Source organism: Oribacterium sp. FC2011 (assembly GCF_000701645.1).
In the GTDB taxonomy this organism is placed as follows: Bacteria; Bacillota; Clostridia; order Lachnospirales; family Lachnospiraceae; genus Oribacterium.
The window spans coordinates 35,981-61,000 of the sequence record NZ_JNJM01000002.1 but is presented as its reverse complement, the minus strand read 5'-3'; the positions used below and the strand labels follow the sequence as shown (position 1 = coordinate 61,000).

17 protein-coding genes and 3 tRNA genes are annotated in these 25,020 nt (G+C 44.8%); 2 read left to right on the top strand and 18 right to left on the bottom strand.

All coding sequences use genetic code 11. The features are described 5' to 3' along the window. Nucleotides 1-179: 179 nt before the first annotated feature. From lon to T357_RS0101615, 7 genes are all read right to left on the bottom strand, one after another. Complete coding sequence (gene lon / locus T357_RS0101650) at nucleotides 180-2,504, bottom strand: endopeptidase La (protein ID WP_031547991.1); 2,325 nt, start codon at nucleotides 2,502-2,504, stop codon at nucleotides 180-182. 167 nt (nucleotides 2,505-2,671) lie between these two features. Next, entirely contained in the window at nucleotides 2,672-3,727 is a 1,056-nt protein-coding gene (locus T357_RS0101645) for an NAD(P)H-dependent flavin oxidoreductase (RefSeq protein ID WP_031547989.1), read from the bottom strand. Nucleotides 3,728-3,874: 147 nt separating this feature from the next. Beyond that, nucleotides 3,875-4,948 carry a hypothetical protein gene (locus T357_RS0101640; protein ID WP_031547987.1) on the bottom strand — a complete coding sequence of 358 codons (1,074 nt, stop codon included), beginning with the start codon at nucleotides 4,946-4,948 and terminating at the stop codon, nucleotides 3,875-3,877. A 326-nt stretch (nucleotides 4,949-5,274) separates the two neighbouring features. Beyond that, nucleotides 5,275-6,228, bottom strand: a complete 954-nt coding sequence (locus T357_RS0101630; protein ID WP_031547985.1) for a ketopantoate reductase family protein — start codon at nucleotides 6,226-6,228, stop codon at nucleotides 5,275-5,277. Between the two features lie 154 nt (nucleotides 6,229-6,382). Beyond that, on the bottom strand, nucleotides 6,383-7,228 hold the full coding sequence (locus T357_RS0101625) for an SDR family oxidoreductase (protein WP_031547983.1): 846 nt from the start codon (nucleotides 7,226-7,228) through the stop codon (nucleotides 6,383-6,385). Between the two features lie 98 nt (nucleotides 7,229-7,326). Next, a complete protein-coding gene (locus T357_RS0101620; RefSeq protein ID WP_242840042.1) occupies nucleotides 7,327-8,511 on the bottom strand; it encodes an SPL family radical SAM protein in 1,185 nt (394 codons plus the stop codon). A 69-nt stretch (nucleotides 8,512-8,580) separates the two neighbouring features. Then, entirely contained in the window at nucleotides 8,581-9,540 is a 960-nt protein-coding gene (locus T357_RS0101615) for a hypothetical protein (protein WP_031547980.1), read from the bottom strand. A gap of 283 nt (nucleotides 9,541-9,823) precedes the next feature. Between T357_RS0101615 and T357_RS0101610 the strand changes: the two genes are divergently transcribed. Beyond that, the gene (locus T357_RS0101610) at nucleotides 9,824-11,221 is read left to right on the top strand and encodes an MATE family efflux transporter (RefSeq protein WP_031547978.1); all 1,398 of its coding nucleotides are present in this window, start codon (nucleotides 9,824-9,826) and stop codon (nucleotides 11,219-11,221) included. 905 nt (nucleotides 11,222-12,126) lie between these two features. On the opposite strand, the gene T357_RS0101605 is transcribed toward T357_RS0101610, so the two are convergent. Together T357_RS0101605 and T357_RS19840 are read right to left on the bottom strand one after the other, a co-directional pair. Next, nucleotides 12,127-12,717 (bottom strand): hypothetical protein, encoded by a 591-nt coding sequence (locus tag T357_RS0101605; protein ID WP_031547976.1) that lies wholly within the window; start codon nucleotides 12,715-12,717, stop codon nucleotides 12,127-12,129. A gap of 578 nt (nucleotides 12,718-13,295) precedes the next feature. Further along, nucleotides 13,296-14,747 carry an SH3 domain-containing protein gene (locus T357_RS19840; RefSeq protein ID WP_197027289.1) on the bottom strand — a complete coding sequence of 484 codons (1,452 nt, stop codon included), beginning with the start codon at nucleotides 14,745-14,747 and terminating at the stop codon, nucleotides 13,296-13,298. A gap of 243 nt (nucleotides 14,748-14,990) precedes the next feature. Between T357_RS19840 and T357_RS0101595 the strand changes: the two genes are divergently transcribed. After that, nucleotides 14,991-16,226 (top strand): 6-phosphofructokinase, encoded by a 1,236-nt coding sequence (locus T357_RS0101595; protein WP_031547972.1) that lies wholly within the window; start codon nucleotides 14,991-14,993, stop codon nucleotides 16,224-16,226. A 167-nt stretch (nucleotides 16,227-16,393) separates the two neighbouring features. On the opposite strand, the gene T357_RS0101590 is transcribed toward T357_RS0101595, so the two are convergent. The 9 genes from T357_RS0101590 to T357_RS18895 all read right to left on the bottom strand — a co-directional run bounded on the left by T357_RS0101590 (nucleotide 16,394) and on the right by T357_RS18895 (nucleotide 25,002). Next, a complete protein-coding gene (locus T357_RS0101590) occupies nucleotides 16,394-16,924 on the bottom strand; it encodes a hypothetical protein (protein ID WP_090816138.1) in 531 nt (176 codons plus the stop codon). Nucleotides 16,925-17,181: 257 nt separating this feature from the next. Then, on the bottom strand, nucleotides 17,182-19,899 hold the full coding sequence (locus T357_RS18900; protein ID WP_044915865.1) for a clostripain-related cysteine peptidase: 2,718 nt from the start codon (nucleotides 19,897-19,899) through the stop codon (nucleotides 17,182-17,184). 230 nt (nucleotides 19,900-20,129) lie between these two features. After that, on the bottom strand, nucleotides 20,130-20,486 hold the full coding sequence (locus tag T357_RS0101575) for a nucleotidyltransferase domain-containing protein (RefSeq protein ID WP_242840041.1): 357 nt from the start codon (nucleotides 20,484-20,486) through the stop codon (nucleotides 20,130-20,132). 134 nt (nucleotides 20,487-20,620) lie between these two features. Then, nucleotides 20,621-20,692: transfer RNA gene (locus tag T357_RS0101570), tRNA-Gly, on the bottom strand. A gap of 16 nt (nucleotides 20,693-20,708) precedes the next feature. Next, nucleotides 20,709-20,781, bottom strand: a tRNA-Phe gene (locus tag T357_RS0101565). 5 nt (nucleotides 20,782-20,786) lie between these two features. Then, nucleotides 20,787-20,857 (bottom strand) — tRNA-Gly (locus T357_RS0101560). A 120-nt stretch (nucleotides 20,858-20,977) separates the two neighbouring features. Continuing rightward, complete coding sequence (locus T357_RS0101555; protein ID WP_031547964.1) at nucleotides 20,978-23,062, bottom strand: glycoside hydrolase family 13 protein; 2,085 nt, start codon at nucleotides 23,060-23,062, stop codon at nucleotides 20,978-20,980. 79 nt (nucleotides 23,063-23,141) lie between these two features. Beyond that, the gene (hpt, locus tag T357_RS0101550; RefSeq protein ID WP_031547962.1) at nucleotides 23,142-23,669 is read right to left on the bottom strand and encodes a hypoxanthine phosphoribosyltransferase; all 528 of its coding nucleotides are present in this window, start codon (nucleotides 23,667-23,669) and stop codon (nucleotides 23,142-23,144) included. Next, nucleotides 23,662-25,002: a tRNA lysidine(34) synthetase gene (locus tag T357_RS18895; RefSeq protein WP_197027288.1), complete on the bottom strand. Its 1,341-nt coding sequence runs from the start codon at nucleotides 25,000-25,002 to the stop codon at nucleotides 23,662-23,664. The genes hpt and T357_RS18895 overlap by 8 nt, the downstream gene beginning before the upstream one ends. Nucleotides 25,003-25,020 lie beyond the last annotated feature (18 nt).

The window sequence follows — 25,020 nt, the reverse complement described above, 5'->3', positions numbered from 1 at the left end:
CACAAATGCACATCTAACCGGCTATTTATCAATCTATAACTTCACCACTATTTTAATTAACCAATGCACTTAAAACAAGTCTGCATATTCTGAAACTGTATTACAAATAAATGAATTTATAAAAGAGATCTTAGTTTTTTTAAATAGGTTGGCAAAGTAAATTTTTCACGCGGTTAGCTTTATTCCATGATTCCCACAGCCCTGAGCACATCCTCAACATACTCCACAGGCACTATCTCCAGCTTGTCCTTTACTTCAGTTGCCACATCCCGGAGGTCTTCAACATTATCCTTAGGGATAAACACCTTTGTGACTCCGGCGCGTTCCGCTGCCATGAGCTTCTCCGGAAGACCGCCGATGGCATTGACTGTACCCTCAAGAGAAATCTCGCCGGTCATACCGATGTGCGGCGAAACCGGATGTCCTGTAACAAGGGATGCTAATGCTGTCGTCATGGTGATACCCGCAGAAGGTCCGTCCTTCGGAGTTGAGCCGTCCGGCACGTGAATGTGCAGGTCATTCTCCTTGAACTTAGAAGCAAGCTCCGGGAATCTCGCCTTAACCACCGACAATGCTATCTGAACCGACTCCTTCATTACATCGCCAAGCTGGCCTGTAACATTGAGCTTTCCTTCACCCTTTGTAAACAGAGTCTCGATATAAAGGATTTCTCCGCCCACCTGGGTCCATGCAAGACCGGTAACAACTCCCGGCTTCGCCTCATCCTTCACCTTGTTGTGAGTCAGGGCGTGCATGTCGAGATATTCTCTCAGCTCATCCTTTGTAACGATGATCTTGGGTTCAGTTTTTTCAGGCGTCTCTTCGTCCGAAACATTAGCCTCCGGAACCCCGTTCTCTCTCACGAACTTCACCGCAGCGATACGGCACAGGGTATCCAGTCTCTTCTTGAGGCCTCTGACACCACCCTCACGGGTATAATCGGAAATGATGGTCTCCATGGCTTCATCGGTAACCTTAACATCGCCGCTCTGAAGTCCCACTGAGCTAAGTGCCTTCGGAAGCAGATGCTTCTCCGCAATCTGGAACTTCTCAAGGGGTGTGTAGCCCTGGAACTGGATAACCTCCATGCGGTTAAGAAGCGGTGCCGGAATGGTGTCCAAAGTGTTGGCTGTACAAATGAAAAGTACATCACTGAGATCGTAAGGCACATTCATGTAGTGATCCGTGAAAGTATTGTTCTGCTCCGGATCAAGAACCTCCAGAAGGGCACTTGCAGGGTCGCCGTTGTAGGAGCTTGAAAGCTTATCGATCTCGTCAAGTACCATGACAGGATTGGAAACTCCCGCCTTGCTGATACCGTCCATGATACGTCCCGGCATGGCACCGATATAAGTACGTCTGTGACCTCTGATGTCAGCCTCATCCTTAACACCGCCGAGAGAAACTCTCACATACTTTCTGTGAAGAGCCTTTGCAATGGACTTACCTATGGAAGTCTTACCTGTACCCGGCGCACCCACAAATACGATGATGGAACCTGACTGCTTTCTCTTAAGGTTCATTACCGCGATCTGCTGAATGATTCTTTCCTTTACCTTCTTCATTCCGAAGTGTTCTTCACTAAGAACCTTCTCCGCTTCATCAAGGTCTATAAGCTCAGGCTGCTCCTTTTTCCATGAAAGTCCGGTAACAAAATCAAGATAATCATAAAGCATACCCGACTCAGAGGAATGTTCACCGTCATTCTTCAATCTGTTGAGCACTTTTGTAGCTTCACGTCTTGCTTCCTCGTTCATCTCGGATTCCTGTATCTTCAGTTCAAACTTACGAACCTCAGTCACCTGCTCCGGATGCATTTCATCCAGCTCCTTCTGGAGATAGTCGATCTGCTTCTTAAGGGCATTCTCCTTGTAAAGCTTCTGATAATCCTGCTGCTGGGCAGTGTGGGCATCCGTGGTAACCTTGGTCACCTCCGCATACTCATAGATGATCTTCTCCAGAGCCTCAAATCTTTCTTTTTCGGAATCCATTTCGAGAACGGCGTAACGCTCCTCATTTGTGATGGAAATCCAGGAACTGAGAACCGAAGCCGCTTCTTCTATAGAAGTATACTGATCGATATAGTTCTCCATGATGGAGCCCCAGCGGAATCTGGACAAAAGCTCCTTAAGATCCGTCTTTATCTCATAAAGCTTTTGTCTTGCTTCGTTAATGTTCAGATCCTTTATATCCTCACGAACCGAAGTTTCTACGAAAATCTCATGATTTTCATTGATGGCGATTTCGTTTACATTGATACGTCTTCCGGTTTTAATGATTACATATCCCTCTCCGCTGATCTCCTCGATCTTTCCCTCAACGCCGATGGGATAAAAGCTGTCCTCAGTTATCTCTTCCCGGGTCTGCTGTTCCTTCATGATAAGGAGTGTGACATCATCCCCCTGATAAACATTGTTGCCGGCAATGGCACGGAAAGCCTGAGTCTGAAAATAAATATTTGAATTCGGTAAAACCAGAACATTATAAAGTGGCAATACTTTCATAAATAACACCTTCCTTTGTTAGCAATCAATTAAATTGAGTGCTAATGATTTAGAAAAGAATAACACCGGCGTAAACCGGTGTCAATCCATCATGCCTTTGTTAACAAAAAGTTTAGAATTCAACCGGGGACGGTTCTCGCGGGCGGGACCTGTCCCAGGTGGATAACTTAGAAACCAAGTTCCTTTACAAGCTCCGGAACAGTGGTCATACCTGTCAACTTACCGACATTGGAACCTGTGAAGAAAAGGCCTTCCTCATAATTCCCCTTAACAGCCTCAATGAGTGCCTTGGTGATACAGTAAGGCACCTGTGCGGGATTACAGGTCTTGATACATCTTGAGCAGTGAGTGGGTGCAATCCTTCCGATGGACTCCAGGCGCTTAATAAGCGGAGTCGCAACTGCTCTTCCGGGCATTCCCACAGGACTGTGGATAATGTGAACCTCTTCGGGGTCAGCATTAATAAGAGTATCCTTATATGCCTGTGAAGCATCGCATTCCTCAGTAGCGATAAATCTTGTAGCCATCTGAACACCTGCTGCCCCAAGATCCTGAACTTCTTCTATATCAGACTTATCCCAAATGCCTCCTGCAGCAAAGATCGGAATCTTTCTGCCTATAGCTTCCTCATAAGGCTTCACTGCCTCAACAAGATTCCTGAGAATCTCCGTAACCGACTGGCAGGTTCCCTCCAAAAGCTCCTTTTCCTTAAATCCGAGATGACCTCCGGCTTTAGGTCCCTCAAGAACTACAAAGTCAGGGAATCTGTGGTAATTCCTTTCCCAGGACTTTGCTATAACCTTGAATGCTCTGTCACTTGAAACGATAGGAGCGATAAGAGCCTTTCCCTCAGGAACAAACTCAGGCAGATCCAAAGGAAGTCCTGCTCCCGAAATAACCGCATCGATGCCGCTCTCAACCGCTGTCTTTACAGCCTCAGCATACTGCTGTGTAGCCACCATGGCATTGATGGCAACCATTCCAATCCCCTGGGATATCTCTTTGGCTTTCTGAATCTCCTTCTTAAGAGCCCAAAGATTTGCCTCCTCAGGATTCTTCATGAAATCATCTTCCCTGTATCCGCAATCCGCAGTACTGATGCAGCCGATGCCTCCGCACTTTGCAACAGCCCCCGCCAGCTTCTCCAGCGAAACACCAACACCCATTCCTCCCTGAATAAGCGGAATCTTCAACTCTTTTCCATGTATAGATAACAATGCCATACCACTCCTTAAAGCCATTCTCTAAATATTTTTAGCTAAAATAATTTAATGATTATCACATAATATTAAATTCATTGCCGAAAGAAGTCAAATTAATTTTACACACAAAAAGCAGGGGAGCTCAGCTCCCCTGCTCATTCATCATTTTTACTTCACGAGATTAAGCCCGTACATCTTGAGCCTGTAATCATTATCTATAAGAAGATACTCATTCTTATCCGTAAGACTGCACAGAATCTCTGCCAGTCTTTCATCAATCATGATCTTCCAGTCCGCGCCAATAACCTCATCCTTTTCAGGATCATCGAGAGAAAAGCAGTCCAGGAGCATTTTGTCCCTTGTGTATTCTCTTCCAACCCAGTACTCACGGGAATCAGTATTTAAATTATCATAAGCCTCGATATAAAAATCCTGACCCATATCGTACTTAACATAATTATGGAAATCCGAAGCCTCCACAACTCTGGTCCTGCAGTAACCGCGAACATCAAGGCATCTCAGCACATCATATATGTAACTGCACACCTCTCTCCGGTCATTTCTTCTTACCTCTACTTCACTGTCTTCCAATGTTTCGCCATCAGATTCCATAATCGGAGTCCTCATCCTTGTCTCACCGGAAACCTTATCCCTTGAAGCCTGTCCAAATCCCGCATTGAAATCTCCTGATGCAGGCTTGTGATAACCACCGGAAAAGAACGAATCCTTACCACCGGAAAAGCCCTCGTTAAATTCCTTTGATTCACGGGAAACGAATGCCTCTTCCCTGTCCGGAGCATCTACATAAAATCTTTCATTATGTATCTTGTTTCCAACAACTCTGTATGTATCATCTTCCTGCTGCTGGAATATTGCGTAGAGCTGAATGCTTCTCTGCTGGAAAATCTGACCTATATCATAATAGTAGAAAACCTTACCGTTAGTTTCGTCATTAGATATATAAGAATAGGTATTGTTCTCTATATCATCATCACCTGTATAGGCGACGCTGACTGCTCCGTTAAAATCTATGAAGCAAACTGCAATTCTTTTGAAAGGATAAACAAACTTCCCGTGTCTTGACTTCCTGACAAGAACTCTGAGAACGTCCTCAATAAAATCAGCAGATGGCTTGCCATTCTTGCTGTGTATCTCGATACCTTCCGCAAATGCAGTCCTTCCACCCAAAACTCCACAATCCTCGAAAGTTATAGGGTGCACATGTAAATATATATCAATCATCCTTGATTTCTCCCATTCTCTGCTGCGATCCTTCGCAGCCAACATAATCATCCTTAATAAGTACCGCTCTTGTCCCTAAGAGCTTTGCAAAGATTACTACCGCCCACATCCCATAGGGCATCCGCAATTTTTCTTCGCTAAATATTGTATCGGCACAAAATCAAAAAACTTTATCTTTTTAACAACAAAACTTTTTTCGTACTTATAAAAAAACAATGAACACCCATCGGAAGACTGTTTCCGACGGGTGTTCTGAGTTTTATTTCCTATTATTTTTCTGATTTACACCGGTTTCAAATATTACCGGCAACCGTAGCTTTTCTCGTTTAAATATTTCCGCCATATGAATTTATGATTTCGGAAAGCTCTTTGTGATATCGTTTCGCATAAGGCACGTCGATGCCAAGTTTGTCTGCTTTTCTGATCACAGCTCCCAGGAAGGCATCGAGCTCTGTTGGTCTTTTGGCGTCCACGTCTCTTCTCATGGAGGAGGTGGCGTCGTATGGCTGTTTCTCCATGCAGTAATCATATTTGGAAGCAGCTGTTCCTTCGGGGATGTTTACACCTTCTGCCCGGCCAACCGCCTCGGCTTCCTTCATAAGCTCCGCAAGATCATTGCACCACTCTTCATTTTCACGAATCAATCCCGAGGTGGTCTGATATCTCGAGGTCATGACATTGAAACCGCAGTTAAGGATAAACTTCTGCCATACTTCCGACATGATATCGTCAGTATATCTTACGTCGAAGCCTACGCTTTTGAAAAGCTCATAAACCTTTTTGGAGGCCTCAACGTGACGCTCGTCTCTCAACTTTGAGCCGATAAAAATGTGAGTATACTTTCCGGACTGCTTTATGGAATAGTCAGGTTCCTTTGCGGTAATTGTATAGATAAGGGAGTCAATGCAGATGGCGTCCGGGAATTTCTCCCTGATCCTGTCTCCCGGTTCAACTCCGTTCATCACAGGCATGACAATGGTGTCAGGTCCGATGCAGGGGCGTACCTGCTCGCAGATCTGATCTATGGAATAGTTCTTGCAGCATATAAAAACGAAGTCCTGCACAGGAAGCTCATCTCCACGTTCCACCACTGCCGCCGGATGCATAATGCTGTCGCCATAAAACTCGCTCTTAAATATCAGGCCTTTTTCCCTGAGGGTCTCAGCATGCTTTCCTCTTGCGATCAATGTTATATTATCTTCATATTTTCTTCCCAGCATGGCTGCGATCTGTCCTCCCACAGCCCCGATACCTGCAACAGTAATCTTGCAATTCTCCATTTTAATGCCTTCCTTCTCACATTTTTCGTTCTCTCTGTATATTTACGAGCTTACACCACAAGGCTCTATATGAAAAGTAATAACCATCTCTTAAAGTATTGAATTTTCGGAATATCAGCTATCAGCTTTTTTGGATATATTCCTTCTCCGGATTTCATTTTTTCCTTTTTATCCTATGAAGTTGTGGTCTCAATACTATCTCCGGAACGCAGGTTCCCTCCCGGACAGAGAGTGCATATTCCACAGCATCTGCCACGTCCTCCGGCTCAAGATGCGCATCCGGCTGTTCATCCGTTCCGAAGTCTGCATTCCTGTAAAGTGCCGTATCCGTCATATCAGGAAGTATGGCAGTAACCCCGACACCGTATTTCCTGGCTTCGTCAAAAAGACTTCTGCTGAAGCTCATAAGCCCGGCCTTTGTGGCACCGTAAGCAACACCGTGGGGATTGCTGGAAATGGCTGTGACAGATGAGATATTGATGACATTACCCTTATTCTCTTTAAGTGCACGGAGGAGCTTCTGCGTCAGGATCATGGGAACCTCGAGATTGACCCTCACCATTTCGCTTATCTTCTCAGGATTCAGTTCCTCATGAAGTCCGTAATAGGCGACTCCGGCGTTGTTCACCAGGAGAGAAAGCTGCCCGTCAGTCTCCTTCATGATATTCCTGACGATCTCCAAAAGCTTGCCAGTTTCTCTTAGATCACACACTATAGGATGAAAACACCCGTAAACACATGATTCAGTGCCAATGTCTTCTCCGCAACATATCTCATCATGGGAATCCGCCCCGGCATCTCCCGTAATACCACACTCTCCAACCAGGTTAACACTGTCCGAAACGCAGTTCACCCCATGGTCTGCCGACACCTGCTCAAAGTTACGTCCGATGCCAAACACCTCATAGCCCATTTTTACAAGTCGCTCTGAAATGGCCTTTCCTATCCCTGAAGACGCACCGGTTACTATTGCTATTTTACTATTAGAAACACCGCTCATAATAAAACACCTTTTTACAATTCTGACTCCGATTCTGAAAGCTCAGAAAAAATGAGATCCAAATACACGTATAGTGCAAATCAAAGCCGGATTCAGACCTATTCATTCACGGAACTCCACCTGAATATCTTTTCCTCCGGAACTTTCTCACAGAGCTTCTCCACCATCCGGTTTTCCATTTCATCTGTAAGCTTCCGGCTGTAATGGTACACCCCATGATCATTCTCATAAGGGTACTGCACCACTGCACTGTCCGGCATGTTGCGCCTCATGTTCTTTAGATACTCCTCCGAAAGCCTGAAGCTCCCCACACTGAAATCATATATCTTTTCCACAGGAATTTCGGCAAACACCTTATCCATCATGCTCCCATATTCACTTCGCCAGTCCGGACAGCTTATCATGGGATCAAAGCAGAGCCTCACAGTAAAGCCAAGCTCCAACGCCTTTTTCACGCTCCTGATCCGCCCCTCCAGGCTCCCCGTCTTATGCTCATAATGCCTCACCACATATTCCGGCGAAAGGGTAAACGCAAATATATTCCGGGAACTCACAGGACTCTCCTGTTTACCATCATCCGATGCGTTAACATTAACCGAAGCTTCCTTAAGCCCATCACAAGATTCCGGCCTGCAGCATATGCCTTTTCCCGGCCCTTCGACCAGACTCTCAAAGTCAATGTTTCCGGCCTTCGTCCTCACTTCAATCGTAAGGTCAGGATGGCGGTTGGTAAAATCTATCCACTCCCTGACATAACCTGTAAGCTTTTCTATAGCCATCAGGTCAGAATCATAGGACACGCACAAATACACCGGATGCTCCTTCAGAAGCGCTTCCACCTCCGAAAAAATGTCCTTCAGGTTCAAAAAGATCACCATATTTCCGGATGGATACATACCCTTAAGATAACAATATTCGCAGTCAAAAAGACAGTTCATCATACATGAGGTGTAGTAAAAATGCTTATTCCCCATGCTCTGACACACCTTTGCTCCGGGATACACCAGTGTCCCCTGCTTCACCGCAAGGATCAGTGCCTGTGCATGATGCTGCTTTACATAATTCTGCTTATGCCGGTTAAACACATCCTTATAATGTCCTATCCGCACAACAACCGCCTCCGGAAAATGCGAAATGATCTCCTCCGCCTTTTTCCGGTATCCTTCATCCAGAAGCACCTTCTCCTCCACATAAATATGTGAAAAAGGCCCGTTCAGTTCCTGCCTCTCTTCACTTTTCCCATATGCCAATGTTTCCGTCACTACGCATTCTCCATCAATCATATTCTTATATCCGGAAAGCCGGTTCCATGCATTTACAAACAGCTGACATTTTTGCCGGAGAGCCAAAACTCATTTCAAAATACAGTTTTTTATCCTGTCCAGTGCCTTCTTACCACCACGCTTATCTATGGTTGGAAGCATCCCCTCATCGTAAATCCCTTGAACTGCTTTCTCCCAGTCAACGCCGCTAAGCACCGCATACTTCACATATTGCCTCAGCTGATCCTGCATCACTTTGGAGAAATGTCCATCCTCTATTATCTTATCCACAAGACCTTCGCTGCTTTTATCGGAAATTCCACCCCGGTACTTCTCTTTTTCAGACAAAGCCAGCAGCTTTTCCACATAATCCGAAATCTCCTCCACATGACTGTTGATAACAGCATTAACTCTTGCAGCTAAGTCAGATACAGCCTGCTCCCGATCTGCAGTCTCAACTCCTTCGTCAGACACAACTCTGATGAAACTCATCTGATGAGGGCCCAGATAAATATTACCCGCCTGATAAACCGCCGCAGACTCCATATCATAGAGGTCATAACCCTCCGCAGCAACCTTCATAAATGCTGCCGCCCTCTGTGACAAAACAGTACTTCCGGTAATCGCGGCAGCTTCCTTAAAATCGGTTTTTATCAGCATATCAGGATAAAAAGTTCTGTCCGAATTCTGATCCAGAAGCTTGTTCAAAAGGAAAATATCCGAAGCATCTCCTGCCGACCGCAGTTTTACCGATGAATGGTTTTCACCAGAAAACGATTCCATCCTTCCGGCTGCTCCGCCTTCACCGTGAAGAGCCGCTGCCGTCCCCACCGACAAAAGCTGATCCTCAGGCCCCGCATCATATTCAGTCAAAACCGCCGACACAGCTGCCGCTGCCGCAACCGGTCCCACACCCGTGATAGTCAGAACGATTCCCGATTCCTCCGAAACAAACTCCTGAAACCTGGTCCTGTCAGTCCTCTTCCTGAGCCCAAGTCTCTTTATCACCGGCTTCGCCTCCGGATACAACGCCATAAAAATAAAAACCATTCAAACCACCCGCATCTTATAATTTTTATCAACAATGGAAATAATTATCAAATGAGTCTTTAGCAATACCGCCTTTACGCATTATATCACAGACACAGGATTACCCGGTTCCGACCATTATATTTTTACAAAAAACACAATAAATCTATTGGAAATCCTTTCGATAGATATTATAATGCTCATTCGTTATTGAAAAAGATACCCGGCAGAATGGAGCCGGTTAGATTTACTTCTGTTTGTCAGGAATAAACGGCGAAAATATGCGTTTATAGAGGAGATTATTATGGAAGTCGATATGACTAAAGGAAATCCTTTTCCTATTATACTTAAATTTATGATCCCGCTTTTTATAGGTAATGTCTTCCAGCAGCTTTACAATATGGCAGACACCATCATCGTAGGTCGTTTCGTGGGTTCAGACGCCCTGGCTGCCGTGGGAGCAACCGGAAATATCATGTTTCTGGTTCTGGGCTTCTCTCAGGGACTGTGCACCGGTTTCACCGTTCTTACAGCCCAGGCCTTCGGTGCTCAGAATTACAGAAGAGTAAAACGAAGCGTGGCCAACGGAATATTACTTGCACTTATAGTCATCATTACAGTGACCCTCCTTTCGTTTTCGCTTATGAATCCGCTGCTGCACCTGATGAACACCCCGACAAACATTTTCCGGGATTCCCTGACCTATATAACCATCATTTGTCTCGGAACTGTGGCAAGCGTTTTTTATAATCTCTTTTCCGCATTTTTGAGAGCCATAGGAAACAGCCGTGTTCCCCTCTACTTCCTCATTTTCAGTGCATGCATCAATGTAGTCCTGGATCTGGTTTTTATCATAAAAGGAAAAATGGGAGTCGCCGGAGCCGCCTGGGCCACGAATATTTCCCAGGGTCTGTCAGCCATGTTGTGCCTCTTATACATTCGCTTTAAGGCCAATGTTCTCTGGCCGGAACTCAGAGACTGGCGCATAAACAGAACTGACACCCAGCATCAGATGGCTGTAGGCATTCCCATGGCACTTCAGTTCGCCATCACAGCCTCCGGAACCATGATAATGCAGTCGGCCATCAACCTTTTCGGTTCCACCGCAGTTGCGGCTTACACCGCAGCCAATAAGCTGCACAGCGTAATGACTCAGGAGATGATAGCCATGGGACAGGCTATGGCTACCTACAGCGGACAGAACTACGGTCACGGAGACAGCGACAGGATAAATAAAGGAATACGTGCCTCTGTTATCATTGAGATCACCTATTCCATAATTGGTGCCATCGGCTGCAATCTTTTGTTGAGACCGGTCATGACCTTGTTCTTTGCAAGCTCAGGTTCTGCTTCCGATATATCTCAGGGCGCAGCCGCTGCCCTTGACACCATAACCCTTATGATGCCATGGGCAACCACCTATATCCGCATAGTAACCATTTTCTACATCCCTCTCAGTTTCATTTTTATTTTCCGAAATGCAATGCAGGGCTGCGGACACGGTTTCCTTCCCATGATGGGTGGGGTAGTTGAGTTTTTCGCACGACTTGTGGTGGCTGTCATAGCCATGTACACCATGAGCTTTCCTCTTGCAGTATTCTGCGACCCGGCAGCCTGGATCACCGCCGGAGCCTTCACTGCTATCGCATATCTAAGCGTCATCAAGAAGGTTCGACGTGAATTGAATAATAAGAATATATAACTAAAAAAGCTGCCGCACCTGCGACAGCTTTTATTTTTATTTATTTTTTACTTGACCCTGGGACTCGGTATTACGTCCCCTTACTTAATTGTACTTCGGTCTGTACCTCGTTTCTTAGATTTCTATTTAAATTCTATAAATATCTTTTCGATAGTAATTTTTATATCTTATGGATATCATCTATAAATAGATTATTTCAATATTCAGTTTTGACTCTATATTCAATTATCAGATCGACTTTTTTATTACTTGAATTTATCTTTCGAATCTTTCTAAGTATTCTTCTTATCAGATTTTCCGGATTTTTATTTATCTGGTCTCCCTTTTAAGACCTTTATTAACTACTCAACTATTTTCTCTACATGAATCTTTCTTTACAGATCCCTGTATACTTCTTATGTCGATCTTCCCTTTGCAATAATATCGTCTGGACTTTAATTAAGAAATAATCCGAAAATTCATTTCTCTATTGGTTTGAACCATCTCCCGGATGTACGGTCCGTAGATCTTCTCACGTTTTTCTTCTTTTTAAGCGGTCCAGAGGATACTAGTGACTAACTGATCTGGTGTCATGTCTTTGTACCTCTTGCTTTCTTTAGTTTAGTTTCGCAGGTTCATCTCCTGCACTTTTGCCAACCGGCCCTTCACCCTTTCTCGTCAGGTGAACTTTTCTGTTGACTTTTCTTTTTCTGTTGTCCTTACTTTAACACCGAAAGTGTCTTTTGTAAAGTTTTATTTTGAGGAAATTATTTTTATTTTTGAACGCAATAAATTTCTTAAATAGAACCGTCCCTGAAAGCTCTGAAATCAGACACAAAAAAGGAGCATCCTGACGGACACTCCTTCATATTTCAAAAGATAAAGTGCGGTTAACGACCGGTTTTATCACCAAAACCATGATTTATTTATCCAACGAGTTTTGCAACCTCTTTTGCCAGAACCACCACAGCGCTTTCGTTCTGCTCGTAGCCGGCAGGGATAGTATCATAGGTTCTTACATATCCCTTGTTACTGTTTTCCTTCTCAAATGTAATAATCTCGGAATCCATCGGAAGAACCATTCCGAAAACCTCTGTTGCCTCACGATAGATAAGATCAGGATTAACGGCACTGTCAATTGATGCCTTTACTGCTTCATTTGCCAATTTCAGTTCGTTTAATTCATTGCGCTTACGATCAATGCTCTCCAGTCTTGTGGCAACTGATGTATCCACCTCTACGCATTGATAGCAGGTGCCAAAAATAAACAAAAGTGAAATGATGAGCGCTGCGTAACAAATCCTGTCAATGATAGCATCCGGAATGCATCTCAATGCGGGTTTGATTATGCTCTTGTCAATGTCATATTCCATCTTTATCTGACCGTTTCTCGTACGATACAGATGAAGTTGGTTTCTTCTTCCCCTCTGCTGGATAACTACAGTACTTCTTGAAGCTTCACGATCTTCTACTTCATAAGAGCGTACTGTGTTGCCCTTAACCACGTATTGTTTCACTTTTCTGCTCCCCTTGCATAATTCTGACTTCCGGAAATATTTTTTATATATCAGAATTATGCGATTCCCATTTCTTTTTCATCCCACGAATTAATTACAATGTAATTATTTAGTAGTAATTATACACAATTATCCATCATATATCATCTTATTTTGCAGAAAAGTGTAATAATTTTTATTTAGCGTTCTTCACAATAAATTAAATAATAAAACCCCTTGAAATTACGTAATTCTGCAAAACGAGAAAATTTCTTCTAAAACTCTTCGTTTTTTAAGGGTTTTTATACGTATTTATATGCTTAAAGTATAAAAATTTAATAAAATTATCTAAAAAAATGATTTTTTCGCCTGTATTTTACTGTCTATATTCTGCCTGTCTGCATAATAAATTTCAAAATTATTACTTTTTGCTATTTCAGGCATTACCCGCATCAAGTCAAAGAATTAAGCCGGGTTTTATCCACTGTGGACTGTTCTCGCCGGTGAGAACAGTCCACGGTGGATAAACCCGGCTGACAAAAAAAGTCCTGCAGCAACACCTTACAGTGCAGCCACAGGACCTTCTAAAGTTGATTCTTTTACATCATATACGGCACCTGAAGCTTATACAGGTTGCTTAGCCATGTAGTTCCGTTAGCTCTCCTGATATCCAGAGTATTTATCATTACAGATCTCGTTCTCATGACTCCCGGACCTGCATAGTAGGCTATGGAGCTTACAGAGCTGACAACATAATACTTGCCGTTTACCGTCCCGAGATACATCATCTCATGTCCCTTAAAGAACAGTACACTTCCTATCGGCATGTTATTCAGTAATTCCATCTTCTGTTCATCTGTGCATTCCGATACATCGTAGCTGAAACTGTTTGAAGCTGCCTGCCAGGTGGTGTTTCTCGGAAGCTTCAGTCCGAAGCAGCGGTAAATATCTCCTACATAACCGGAGCAGTCGTTGGAGGAAAGCATTCCTCCCCAGCCGTAAGCGTCCCCAAGCATCCGGAAGGCAACTGTCAGGATATTTCTTTTGGTGAGAGGAAGATACCCTTCGCTGACTTCTGCATTGCCGTTTATGAGAGCAAGCTCTTTTCTGTAGCTACCATCACCGTTTCTCACAGGAATGTAAACAACGTAGTTTCCGATGGGCGAACGGTTTGTTACTCTCGCGCCGTAGGATCCGGCCGGTGCCTCCTCCAGAACCGTACCCACCGTAAGAAGGAGATTTGAGCTTTCGGGATTGGTATTGGATTCAGCAAGTATTACTTTACTGCCGGTCACCACCAGAACCCTGTCATCCGGAATCACCCAGGCGCTTTCCCACTGAGCCTTGGAGCTGCAGATGGCCACGTCATAAGCATTAACCCAACCATAACAGTTAAGGGATTCCGCATAGTACCACTGCCCGTCGGCTGACACCGATTTGATAACCAGCGGCTCGTTCACTCGCACGCTTGAGAGCACATTGTAATCGAAATTCACGTCTCCAAGCTCGTCGGTGATGATGGTATCTGTCGGGAATGCATTCAGCTTGGTTCTCTTCACCACTATCGCATACATGGGTGCCTGAAGCTGTGAAGCCGACCTGTTCTGTGTGTTTTGGGCGATGCTTTCGATCAGAATGTCACTAAGCTTGTTTCCGTACTGGTCGTAATAGCCTTTATCCTTGTAGCTTTTCAGTTCTTCCCTTGCCTTTGTCAAATTATTTTCATCAAATTCAACCCCGTCGATGCTCTCGTTATAATGCTGAAGATCATTCATATTTGTTTTTTCATTCATGAGGTTGTTAATGTTTATCTGTTCTATCCTGCCTCTGTCCGCCTGAACCATGTCAGCATCATACGGGGAGAAAGAAAGCCAGAATTCCGGAGTATTCATCTCCTTTGTGACATCCGGCATGTAGATTACACCGGCGTAGGATTTTATTGCGGCCACATTCATTGCCGTGAAAATGCAAAGCGCAGCCGCTACGGCCAGAACGCTCTTCCGCCCGGCTTTAATAAGACTTTTATATTTTAGTGCCAATGCTTTCTTCATGAGATAATCCCTTCCATGTAAGTTTTTCTCAGCTTTTTCAGACACACAAAGCTGATCTGACCGACTCCTCAAAACAACTCTGATTGCGCCGTGAAAAAGGTTCCCGACGTTTATTCTCCACATCATTATACACTAGAATTTTTATCTAAATATATGAAAATTAACTGTAGACAAATAAAATGTAAGCGCTATCATAATAACAGAACGTAATACAATCTATGCATTTTTATCAAAAGGAGTAATATGAAGAACGCAATTGTCGGACAATCCGGAGGTCCTACCTCAGTAATCAATTCATCACTGGCAGGTGTTTTTGAGGCAGCAAAGAATCGCGGCGCAGAGCATGTTTATGGCATGTGCAATGGTATCCAGGGTTTCCTGGAAGGCAGATATATTGACATGACAGCAGTTTTCAAAAAGAAAATGGATATCGAGCTTTTGAAGCGCACACCCTCAAGCTATCTCGGAAGCTGCCGTTACAAGCTTCCGGAGCTGGATGCAGAAGGCGCAAAAGCCGTTTATGAAGATATATTCAAAAGACTTAACGACATGAACATTGGCTATTTCTTCTACATCGGCGGAAATGATTCCATGGACACCATAAACAAACTGGCGGCTTACGGTGAAAAGGTTGGAAGCGACATCAGATTTGTGGGTGTTCCAAAGACCATAGACAATGACCTCACCGTAACAGATCACACCCCGGGTTACGGTTCGGCAGCCAAGTATATAGGCGTTGTAATGAAGGAGATCATCCGTGATGCTACTGTTTACGGCACAAAATATGTAACTATCGTGGAAATCATGGGAAGAAATGCAGGCTGGCTCACTGCTGCAGCTGCTCTTGCAAAGGATAATGACTGCGAAGGCGTGGATATGATCTGTCTTCCCGAGGTTCCTTTCAATGTTGACCGTTTCATCGAGAAAGTCCGCAAAATGCAGGAGAAGAAAAGCAGCATCGTCATCGCTGTTTCCGAGGGTGTCAAGCTTGAGGACGGCCGTTATGTCTGTGAGCTTTCAGATGATGTGCACGCTGTGGATGCATTCGGCCACAAGGCACTGACCGGAACCGCCAGATTCCTTGCCAATACTGTTGCCAGAGCCATGGACACAAAGACCCGCTGTATCGAGCTTTCAACTCTCCAGCGCTGCGCAGGACACCTTACCAGCCGCACCGATATCACGGAGGCTTACCAGGTTGGCGGCGCTGCAGTTAAGGCTGCCTTTGAGGGACATACCGGTGAGATGGTCGCACTTAAGAGAATTTCCAATGCGCCATACCAGTGCACAACCGAGCTTCATCCTATCTCCGAGGTCGCAAACCTCGAAAAGAAGGTTCCTCTTGAGTGGGTCAATGAGGACCACACACAAATGAAGCAGGAATTCATCGACTATGCCCTTCCGCTCATCCAGGCCGAGCTTACTCCGATTTATGTAGGAGGACTTCCTCAGCATATCTACATCGGCGAAGAGGCATAATTTTGCACAAATACATTCCAATGCCATTCAGATAAAGGTCCCCCTGTCTGAAGTATTTTTACAATGTTTCGGACTCAAAAACACCCCGGAGTTTTTTCTCCTCCGGGGTGTTTGATTTCTTCACTATAAATACAATTCTTCTGCCATTTATCTCCAAAATACAGATTTTACTTCAGAAAATCCACGGCCTCCCAGTCCCCGTTTTTATCCAGGTCCACAAAGAATGTGATACGGTCTGCTGTGGTGCAGTTTGTACCGGTGCTGAAGCTGCCATCCTTATATGCTCCGATTTCAATATCTACAGCTTTACGGTTTTCACCTTCCCCTGCAATAATCTGAAATTCATGTGCCACATCATACCTTATAGGCATTTTCCCATGAGGAGGAAGTATTCCTGTCATAAAAAAATATCTCGCCTCCTGCTTTCCCTCCGGCAGTTCCAGATACTCCGAAAGATCCTTATCAAAATCAATGACTACACTTTCCCCATCTCCCGGGAAAGTCATGGTTCCGTGCTCCGAAGTAAAAACTCCCTCATGTGGATCCGGCGCCGGAGTGTCCGGCTCATAAGGCATGTTCTTGTCAACAAAGGGCTCTTCTTTCTCACCACAGCCCGCGATAAACACCAGTGTAATCAAAAGAATAAACACTGTTAAAACTCTCATTGATTTTGTCCATAATACTCTTGAGTTTTTCATTCGGACCTCCTTTGCAAATGAAAATCTATTCTCCCAAAATCCATTCACCAACCATATGAACTTCTTGTCATTCATATACTCATTCCTGATAATCCCACTATTAATTTTTTCGACTTTCTCCTGGTTTTTTATAATATATTGAACACACGAAAAAAGCCCGGAGGATAAACCTCCGAGCTTTTGTAAAGCACAAGACTCGAATCGAAAATGTTCGCTTAAATTGGTCAAATCATATCAGAAATCAATCTACGAGATGTTCAGTATGCTATCTCCAGCGAGTTCCCGATATAAAAGATCGCATTCATAAGTTCTTCGTCCGGATCTTCTTCGGCAAACACTTCCATGGAGAAGCCATACATGCCGCCCCGCATGCGGGTGCTTCCGGCAAGCTGTCCGCAGTACCATCGGCCTTCTCTGTCATGATAAAGGTAACGCCGTCCCAACATGCCATTCGCCAGATTGTAGCTTTCCAGACTGAAATCATGTGGCGCCGAAATTCCGTACTCTCCGGTTTCGTCTTTTACAATAAAGTATTCCACATCATTCTGCTGTGAAGCCCAATGCGTAAAATTCTCTTCTGCAGTCTCGTAATCCTCAGGTCTGTCAAATGTCTCCAGATATATGCTCACTTTGCCATCCCGGCTGATGAGATCCGGATCACCCCACTCCCAATTCTCCTTTTCCTCAAAAAGAGCCGAAGGATAGCGGAGCGTCACGTCATAATCCCGGGATAGTTTAAAGCGTTCCGTTGCACCGTCCCATGCATCCGGCCCGGGTCCGTAACCGGGACTGTTAACCTCTGCCTTTGGCAGCTCCTCCTGCCAGTCATAGTTGATATCCACGCCTTCGCAAAGATAAGTATTGTTGAAAATATCCCTGAGGGCGATCTTCTGGAACATGGAATCGAAACGTCCACCCGCAAAGGTTTCCACCGGCCTTTCATCTCTAACGATGAGCCCTTCATTTTCATGGTAAATGATGGGAAGATCAAAAGGATAGACTTTGCTTCCATTCTCATCATAGGCATAGAGGCGGATCTCATCGCCATCCTTAAACGAATGGACACCCTTGTCCGGAGGCATGAGTCCGGCCGAAATGTCGATCACTGAGCTGCGACGCGCAAAAGACATGACCGGCTCCCTTCGGTATCCGATAACTTCAGGGGCATATACCCCCCTGTCTACACCAACGACGCTGAACCATACAACTATGCTTATGTCTCTGCCCTCAAGCTCCGCCGGAATGAAGCCATAACTATAGGATTCCTCATCCTCGTTCAATGTATAAAACGCCTCATAGTACGGAACTATCAGGTTCTCCAGTGACATCCATTTCCCGTCAAAGCCATAGTATGGATCTCCGTTGATGAAATGCTCCAGGTTGCGGCACCCAAGCTCCAGCCTTCCGTAGCTTTCCGTATCCACATAGATCACATTTTCCACCTGATCGATCAACTTCCACTGCTCATCTTTTAAGTCAATGCCCATGGTGCTGTCGACATGGTCGATACTACCGTCAGGATTCAGGTTATTCATGGATTGCAGTTCCTTAACCACCAATGTGGATGGATCAATATAAGTGTCTTCCTTCAGCTTTGTCTCCTCGGGATGATACCAGGGAGCGGTTTTTACACCGGGCGCCACAGGCTGTATATCCGCTCTTTCCTGTTCCGCCACCACATAACTTAAAAACCCATCAAAGAAATCAAAGTAGCTTTTATCATATCCCACATCCTGCATTATCCCGGCCACTGACTCATAACGGTCCGGCAGCAAATACGGGAAATACAGAGCCATACCACCTGAACGGTCATCCACGCTTTTGGTATAGACGATCATATCTGATAGTGCAGCCTTCAGCGCATCTGCAGCAGTCAGAATTCCGGAAAGGTCCCGGGAATTATCTCCTCCTAATCCCGGGTCGGTGAGACACCGGGGAAGCTCTGCCAGCAGATCCATGAGATCCACCTGCTCATACATGCCGCCGCCGAAACTGCGGACCCGGCTTCTGCAAAGAGACAACAGATCATAACTTTCCGGAAGGTATTCCCGAACCGTCTCCAAAAATACCTGCACGGCACCGCGCACAGCGGAAACTTTCGACAAATCCAGAACTGCCAGGGTATTGTTATCGTACTTTGTCGACGTAGGATCATTCACGAAATCATCAACGATACGTGGAGCAAGCTCATTCATATCGATACCGGGACGGGCAGCCAGCTGTGACAGAAATGGTGTATAGGCCCACCCTCCGGAAGGCTCCGTTTCCTCGGAAGCCACCAGATAATCAGCGCACTCTTCCAAAGCAGCAGCAACCTCCACAGTACTCATCAGACAAGCATCAAAGCCTATAAAATAAAAATGCTTACCGCTGTCGGAAATCGCCTGCTTAAGTTCTCCGATCTCCAGCATAACATCCTCGAAGTTCTCGTCCATGCCATATCCCATGAGGGTGCCTGCGCCATGATCCCACAAGATCAGACCACAGCGGTCCGCAGGATACTTCTCTGCAGCAAAGTTGATAAAGTCCGTGAGCGAAGCGGGCTCGGACATATTTACGATCCCGAGATCCTCCAGAAGCTCCGTCTTTTCTCCTTTAACCACAAATCGCCTGCAGGCATTGTCCGTACCTGTCAGTTCGCTCTCCCAGGCAGTTGCACCACCTGTCTGCAGGACGATATTGAGGTTCTCGGACTTCTGTGCCGCGAGCATCTCCTTAATATCAGCGGTAGCGGACCCTCCCTGGGATTCAAGATCTGAGCCGATCATATAGACCATCAGGGTAAAGCTAGATTTGTCTTCCGAATCAGTTTCAAACACAACAGTCGCTGTACCTGCAACATTACCATTCTTTTCATTCCCGGAGGATTTTCCTTTGCAGGCCGACAGCAGGCACAACAAAAACAGAAGGCACAAAAATCTGCCTTTACTGACTATACTTATCCCCATAAGTTTTCTTGTAATATAGTTTTTCATTTGCCTCCTCCGAATGTCGTAAGTTATTACACCTTCTTCTATCTTACCATTAGACCATGTGACAATTAACAGTATTATTTCTAATAGTGCTTCTATACCAAAGCACCCCAAAGGATATATCTCCTTTGAGGTGCTGTTACTACTTTATTTTTCTTTCTTTATAAAGCTCAATTCCTTGTTTAGCCATTAGGACATCCGCCCTAATCAGCCCCATGCTCAAATCCATAATGTCACCCTCTTGAGTATAATACCTCACCCTTCTGAATATCGCTCATTATTCCTCCGGAATATGTCTTCCTGTCATCAAAGTATAGGATATCATAATCTTGAGCTCCACCGTAGGAAACCACAGCCTGAATAAAAGCCTTATACCCTTTCGATGCATACATTCTGGATTTTGTTTGACTGCCAAAAACGGCTATATCTATGTCAGATTGTTCTGTACATCTATCTTCAGCAGCTGATCCAAACAAAATAATCCTATTTATTTGGTCACACAAATCAGCACTACTGATAATATTGTCGATATAGTCTTCCTTAATATCAGCAATGTGTATATTACGATTTTTAATTCTCTTGGTAATCAATTTGCACATATCTAAATACATAATAACCGTGAATCTATTACACTAAATTATTATGCGTCTCCTTATATCCATATTACCATTTTCAACCTAAATATGCAAAAAACCCGAAGGCTTAACCTTCGGGTTTTTTAGAGAGCGCGAGACGGGGATCGAACCCGCGATCTTCGCCTTGGCAAGGCGACGTAGTACCACTCTACTACTCGCGCATATATTGTTTCCAAATGCCCAGAACCGGAATCGAACCAGTGACACGAGGATTTTCAGTCCTCTGCTCTACCAACTGAGCTATCTGGGCAGGGAAGCGGGTGATGGGAATCGAACCCACATGTTCAGCTTGGAAGGCTGACATTCTACCATTGAACTACACCCGCAAAGGTGTTTCGCTCGTTTCAAGCGACTCGTATAATATACCCATTAAACGAATTAAAGTCAAGCACTTTCTGAAATAAATTTAAATACAAAAACCGGCGGGATGCCCGCCGGCTCTTGCGTCACTTCCTCCTAGAGGACAAATTGCAATAGTAAATCTTTCCGGTGTAAGCACTACACTCACACTCAAACATGCCATCCTCAGCAAACCTGCTTAACTGTCCGGCATTATACCTGTCTTCCTGAGTCAGAAGTACTCTGTCAATTCGGTTGTAGTCCTTGATTCCCGTGCGCCATGCAGGAATCTGCAGCGTAAATTCATCTTCACCGCAGTAGATAACCACGATAACAACCTCATGCTTATAAACTCTCGCATATACCACATAATTATGTCCGGCCATGAGCTTCATCAGTGCTCCGTACTTGAACACCTGATATCTTTTATGAACACCCGCCAGATAATGATGGTATTCTATAAGCTCAAAATCCTCATGCCCCCATGGATAAGGACGTCTGGAATCCGGCTCCGTCCAGCCTGTCATACCGGCTTCATCGCCATAATATAATGTGGGAGCACCGGGCCAGGTCATTTGCATCATAGCCGCAAGTCTGTATAATGCACAATTTACACCCGTATCAGCTTCTGCGGAGCCCCTGGTGCCTATACGGCCCACCTCCATTTTTGTCCTGGTCATGAACCTGCTGTGATCATGATTTGAAAGCTGATTCATGGAGCAAAGAATCGAAGACTCCGGCATCCTCGACATATGATAAGACATGGCTGCAAAAAACTGCTTTCCATCACCTCTAAGCCGATCTTCCTTAGAGTCTGAATGCTTCTCCATTCCGGTGAGGAACCAGGTTATAGGCTCCATAAATGCATCATAATTCATGATGGTGTCCCATTCATCTCCCTGAAGCCACCAGAAAGGATCTCCGTAATGCTCCGCAAGGATAACGGCATCAGGATTTGCCTCCTTAACCACCATTCTGAATTTCTTCCAGAACAGATGGTTGTAATCACCGGTATGTCCAAGGTCGGCCGCAACATCCAGTCTCCAGCCATCCACCTTATAAGGCGCGCTTACCCACTTTCTGCCAACCTGAAGTATCTTCTCTTCAAGCTCCCGGGAACCCTCATAATTAAGTTTCGGCAATGTGTCATTGCCCCACCACTTCTCATAAGTATTGTTCTTGGGCCAGGCCTCATCACTGTTATCATCAAACGCAAAATAGTTGTGGAATGGACTGTCCTTCAGCTGATATGCACCCGCCCGGTAGTCATTGGACTTATCCTTGTAATTGTAGAAATTGGATTTATTCATCCACTTGTTATAGGAACCGCAATGATTAAATACTCCGTCAATGATTACGCGCATGCCCCTCTCATGACATGCATTGACAAATTTCAGGAACAACGCATCGCTGGCTCTCAGGTTTTCAATGTTGGTGGTACGTACAGAATACTTTGTGGCACGGGCATTATCAGTCTCCCAGTCCTCGATCACCGATCCGCCGTCTCTTACTATCTTTCCGATATGTGGATCAATATGATCATAATCCTGTATGTCATATTTATGATTGGACGGTGATACAAACAAAGGATTAAAATAAATAACCTGAACTCCCAGATACTGGATATAATCCAGCTTTTCCAGTACACCCTGGATATCCCCTCCGTAAAATCTGTGTACATCAAAGGGTTCCACAGGAGTTTCCCAGTTCTTAATGCCTTTTACGGCTCTTCCCAGATAGAGGTACTCATTATCGACTACATTGTTGGATTTGTCTCCGTCATAGAACCTGTCGATAAATATCTGGTACATGACGGCGCCCTTCACCCAGTCCGGAACCTTAAATCCGGGCATAAGATGAAAAGCCATCTGAGGATTCATATCCTCACACACTCCCATCCGATTGTAGTGCAGCTTTTCCTCTTCTTTCTGAATGAAGAAACTGTAGCTCATTGTAATATTTCCAACAACGATCTGATACTCATAATAATCGAAATACTCGTCACTGAATATAAGATGCATCTTATACTCGGTATCAATCTCGTGGAAATATATATATACCGCATCCACATCACTATGTTTAGTTCTAAACCGTATTTTTACGGTATCACCGGGTCCCTGCTCTGCCGGAGATCGATAGTCCTCAGATCCCGCCGTATAGAGCGCATCCCAGTTGATCTTACTCATAGCCATGAAGTTTTCTATACTCTTCCCTTTATACTAAAACTTAGTGGATTCTAATGTCTCAGCCCACCATGCCGGTTCTACCTTATCAATCGAACTCTACCACACCGATATATGGAAGATTACGATATTTCTGATCATAATCAAGTCCGTAACCTACCACAAACTCATCCGGAATCTCAAAGCAGGAATACTTAACCGGAACTTCCTTCTCACGACGTGATGGCTTGTTGAGCAGTGTGCAGATCTCAATTGACTGTGGCCCACGGCTCATAAGGAGCTTGCTTAAATGATTAAGTGTATGTCCTGTATCGATAATGTCCTCCACAATAAGAACATTCTTGCCCTCCAGAGGCTCATCCAGATCCTTAACGATCTTTACGATACCGCTTGTAGTGGTTCCGGATCCATAGCTTGATACAGACATAAAGTCAAAGGAAATGTTTACATCATGAATCCTCTTTGCAAGCTCGCACATAAACATTGCGCCACCCTTAAGTATGCAGATAAGGTGCAGTGATTGTCCCTTATAAGCCTCTGAGATCTTATCTGCTACCTCAATGATCTTATTCTGGATCTCATCCTCCGGAATCAGAACTCTTACGTGTTCAGCCATTATTCTTTCTCCTTTTAATACTCAAAATCTCCTGATTGATCCTTAGGATCAAATGTTTTTTTCTATAATCTGCGCTCATCCTGTATGGCAGATCCAGGTGAGCCCCACCTTTTCCGTGGATCAGTTTATCCATATCCCTGAAATGAACTGTACTCCAGTCCTTAAGCGGAGTGCCTGTGCGTCTCACAAGCTCCATCATGACATACTGTCTCACAAGCTCAGGATAGGTTTTAAGCTCCTCCACAGGAATGGAAATCTCCCGGATGCCATCGCCGAAATCGGATGTGGTTTCCTGAAACCTGTCCACATCTCCGGAATCTGATGTGGTTTCCTGAACCTGGTCAACATCTCCGGACTCTGGTGTAATTTTCTGAAACCTGTCGGCAGCTCCGGAATCTGATGTGATTTCCTGAAACCGGTCAACATAATCCGAAGCCATTTTCCTGAAGAAATCATCAGCTTCCCTCAGTATATCGGCAGTTTTTGCAATGTGAGAAGCCGCTTCCGGATTTATTTCCTTCAGCTCCGGAAGAACTGAAGTCCTTATACGGTTTCTGGTATACTGCGTTTCAAGATTCGTGGAATCCATCACATATGGAATTCCTTCATCCTGAAGCTTCCTCAGTATATATTCCCTTTTTACGGAAAGCAGCGGGCGAATGATAACGCCTCTCCTTGCCTCCATACCGGAAAGTCCCTTTATACCGGAACCTCTGACAAGATTGTGAAGAACCGTTTCTGCCTGATCATCCATATGATGCGCCACTGCGATCCTGCAGCTTCCGGCTCCACATCCAGAACCATCTTCAAGGTTTTTTCTCACGGCTCCACATCCAGAACCATCTCCAAGGTTCTTTCTCTCAGCTTTACTTCCGTAACCATCTTCAAGGTTCTTTCTTCCGGCTCCACATCCAGAACCATCTTCAGGGTTCTTTCTCTCAGCTTTACTTCCGTAACCATCTTCAAGGTTTTTTCTCTCAGCTTCAAAAGCCTCATATCTGAGAATCCGGGCAGCCTCTTCAAGACTCAGTCCCTTTTCCTTTGCATACTTTGGTGCATCCACATGTACCACTTTGAAAGGGATATCTCTTTCCCTGCAAAGCTCCTGTGAGAATCTCTCATCCCTGTCGGCTTCCTCTCCCCTTATACCATGATGCACATGAACAGCGAAGAGTCTGAAATCCATAGACTTACGGAACCCGTTCAAAACCTCCAGAAGGAAAACCGAATCCGGTCCCCCCGAAAGCCCCACCAGAACGCAGTCGCCCTTTTCAATCAGCCGGTTCCTCAGAATATAATTCTTAATCTCCAAAGTAATTTTATCATTTTTCATTGCCACATACACCATTTA

Coding starts and splice junctions, on each gene's coding strand:
- lon (WP_031547991.1), bottom strand. CDS start 2,504: ATGAAAGTATTGCCACTTTATAATGTTCTGGTTTTACCGAATTCAAAT.
- T357_RS0101645 (WP_031547989.1), bottom strand. CDS start 3,727: ATGGCATTGTTATCTATACATGGAAAAGAGTTGAAGATTCCGCTTATT.
- T357_RS0101640 (WP_031547987.1), bottom strand. CDS start 4,948: ATGATTGATATATATTTACATGTGCACCCTATAACTTTCGAGGATTGT.
- T357_RS0101630 (WP_031547985.1), bottom strand. CDS start 6,228: ATGGAGAATTGCAAGATTACTGTTGCAGGTATCGGGGCTGTGGGAGGA.
- T357_RS0101625 (WP_031547983.1), bottom strand. CDS start 7,228: ATGAGCGGTGTTTCTAATAGTAAAATAGCAATAGTAACCGGTGCGTCT.
- T357_RS0101620 (WP_242840042.1), bottom strand. CDS start 8,511: ATGATTGATGGAGAATGCGTAGTGACGGAAACATTGGCATATGGGAAA.
- T357_RS0101615 (WP_031547980.1), bottom strand. CDS start 9,540: ATGGTTTTTATTTTTATGGCGTTGTATCCGGAGGCGAAGCCGGTGATA.
- T357_RS0101610 (WP_031547978.1), top strand. CDS start 9,824: ATGGAAGTCGATATGACTAAAGGAAATCCTTTTCCTATTATACTTAAA.
- T357_RS19840 (WP_197027289.1), bottom strand. CDS start 14,747: ATGAAGAAAGCATTGGCACTAAAATATAAAAGTCTTATTAAAGCCGGG.
- T357_RS0101595 (WP_031547972.1), top strand. CDS start 14,991: ATGAAGAACGCAATTGTCGGACAATCCGGAGGTCCTACCTCAGTAATC.
- T357_RS0101590 (WP_090816138.1), bottom strand. CDS start 16,924: ATGAAAAACTCAAGAGTATTATGGACAAAATCAATGAGAGTTTTAACA.
- T357_RS18900 (WP_044915865.1), bottom strand. CDS start 19,899: ATGAAAAACTATATTACAAGAAAACTTATGGGGATAAGTATAGTCAGT.
- T357_RS0101555 (WP_031547964.1), bottom strand. CDS start 23,062: ATGGCTATGAGTAAGATCAACTGGGATGCGCTCTATACGGCGGGATCT.
- hpt (WP_031547962.1), bottom strand. CDS start 23,669: ATGGCTGAACACGTAAGAGTTCTGATTCCGGAGGATGAGATCCAGAAT.
- T357_RS18895 (WP_197027288.1), bottom strand. CDS start 25,002: ATGAAAAATGATAAAATTACTTTGGAGATTAAGAATTATATTCTGAGG.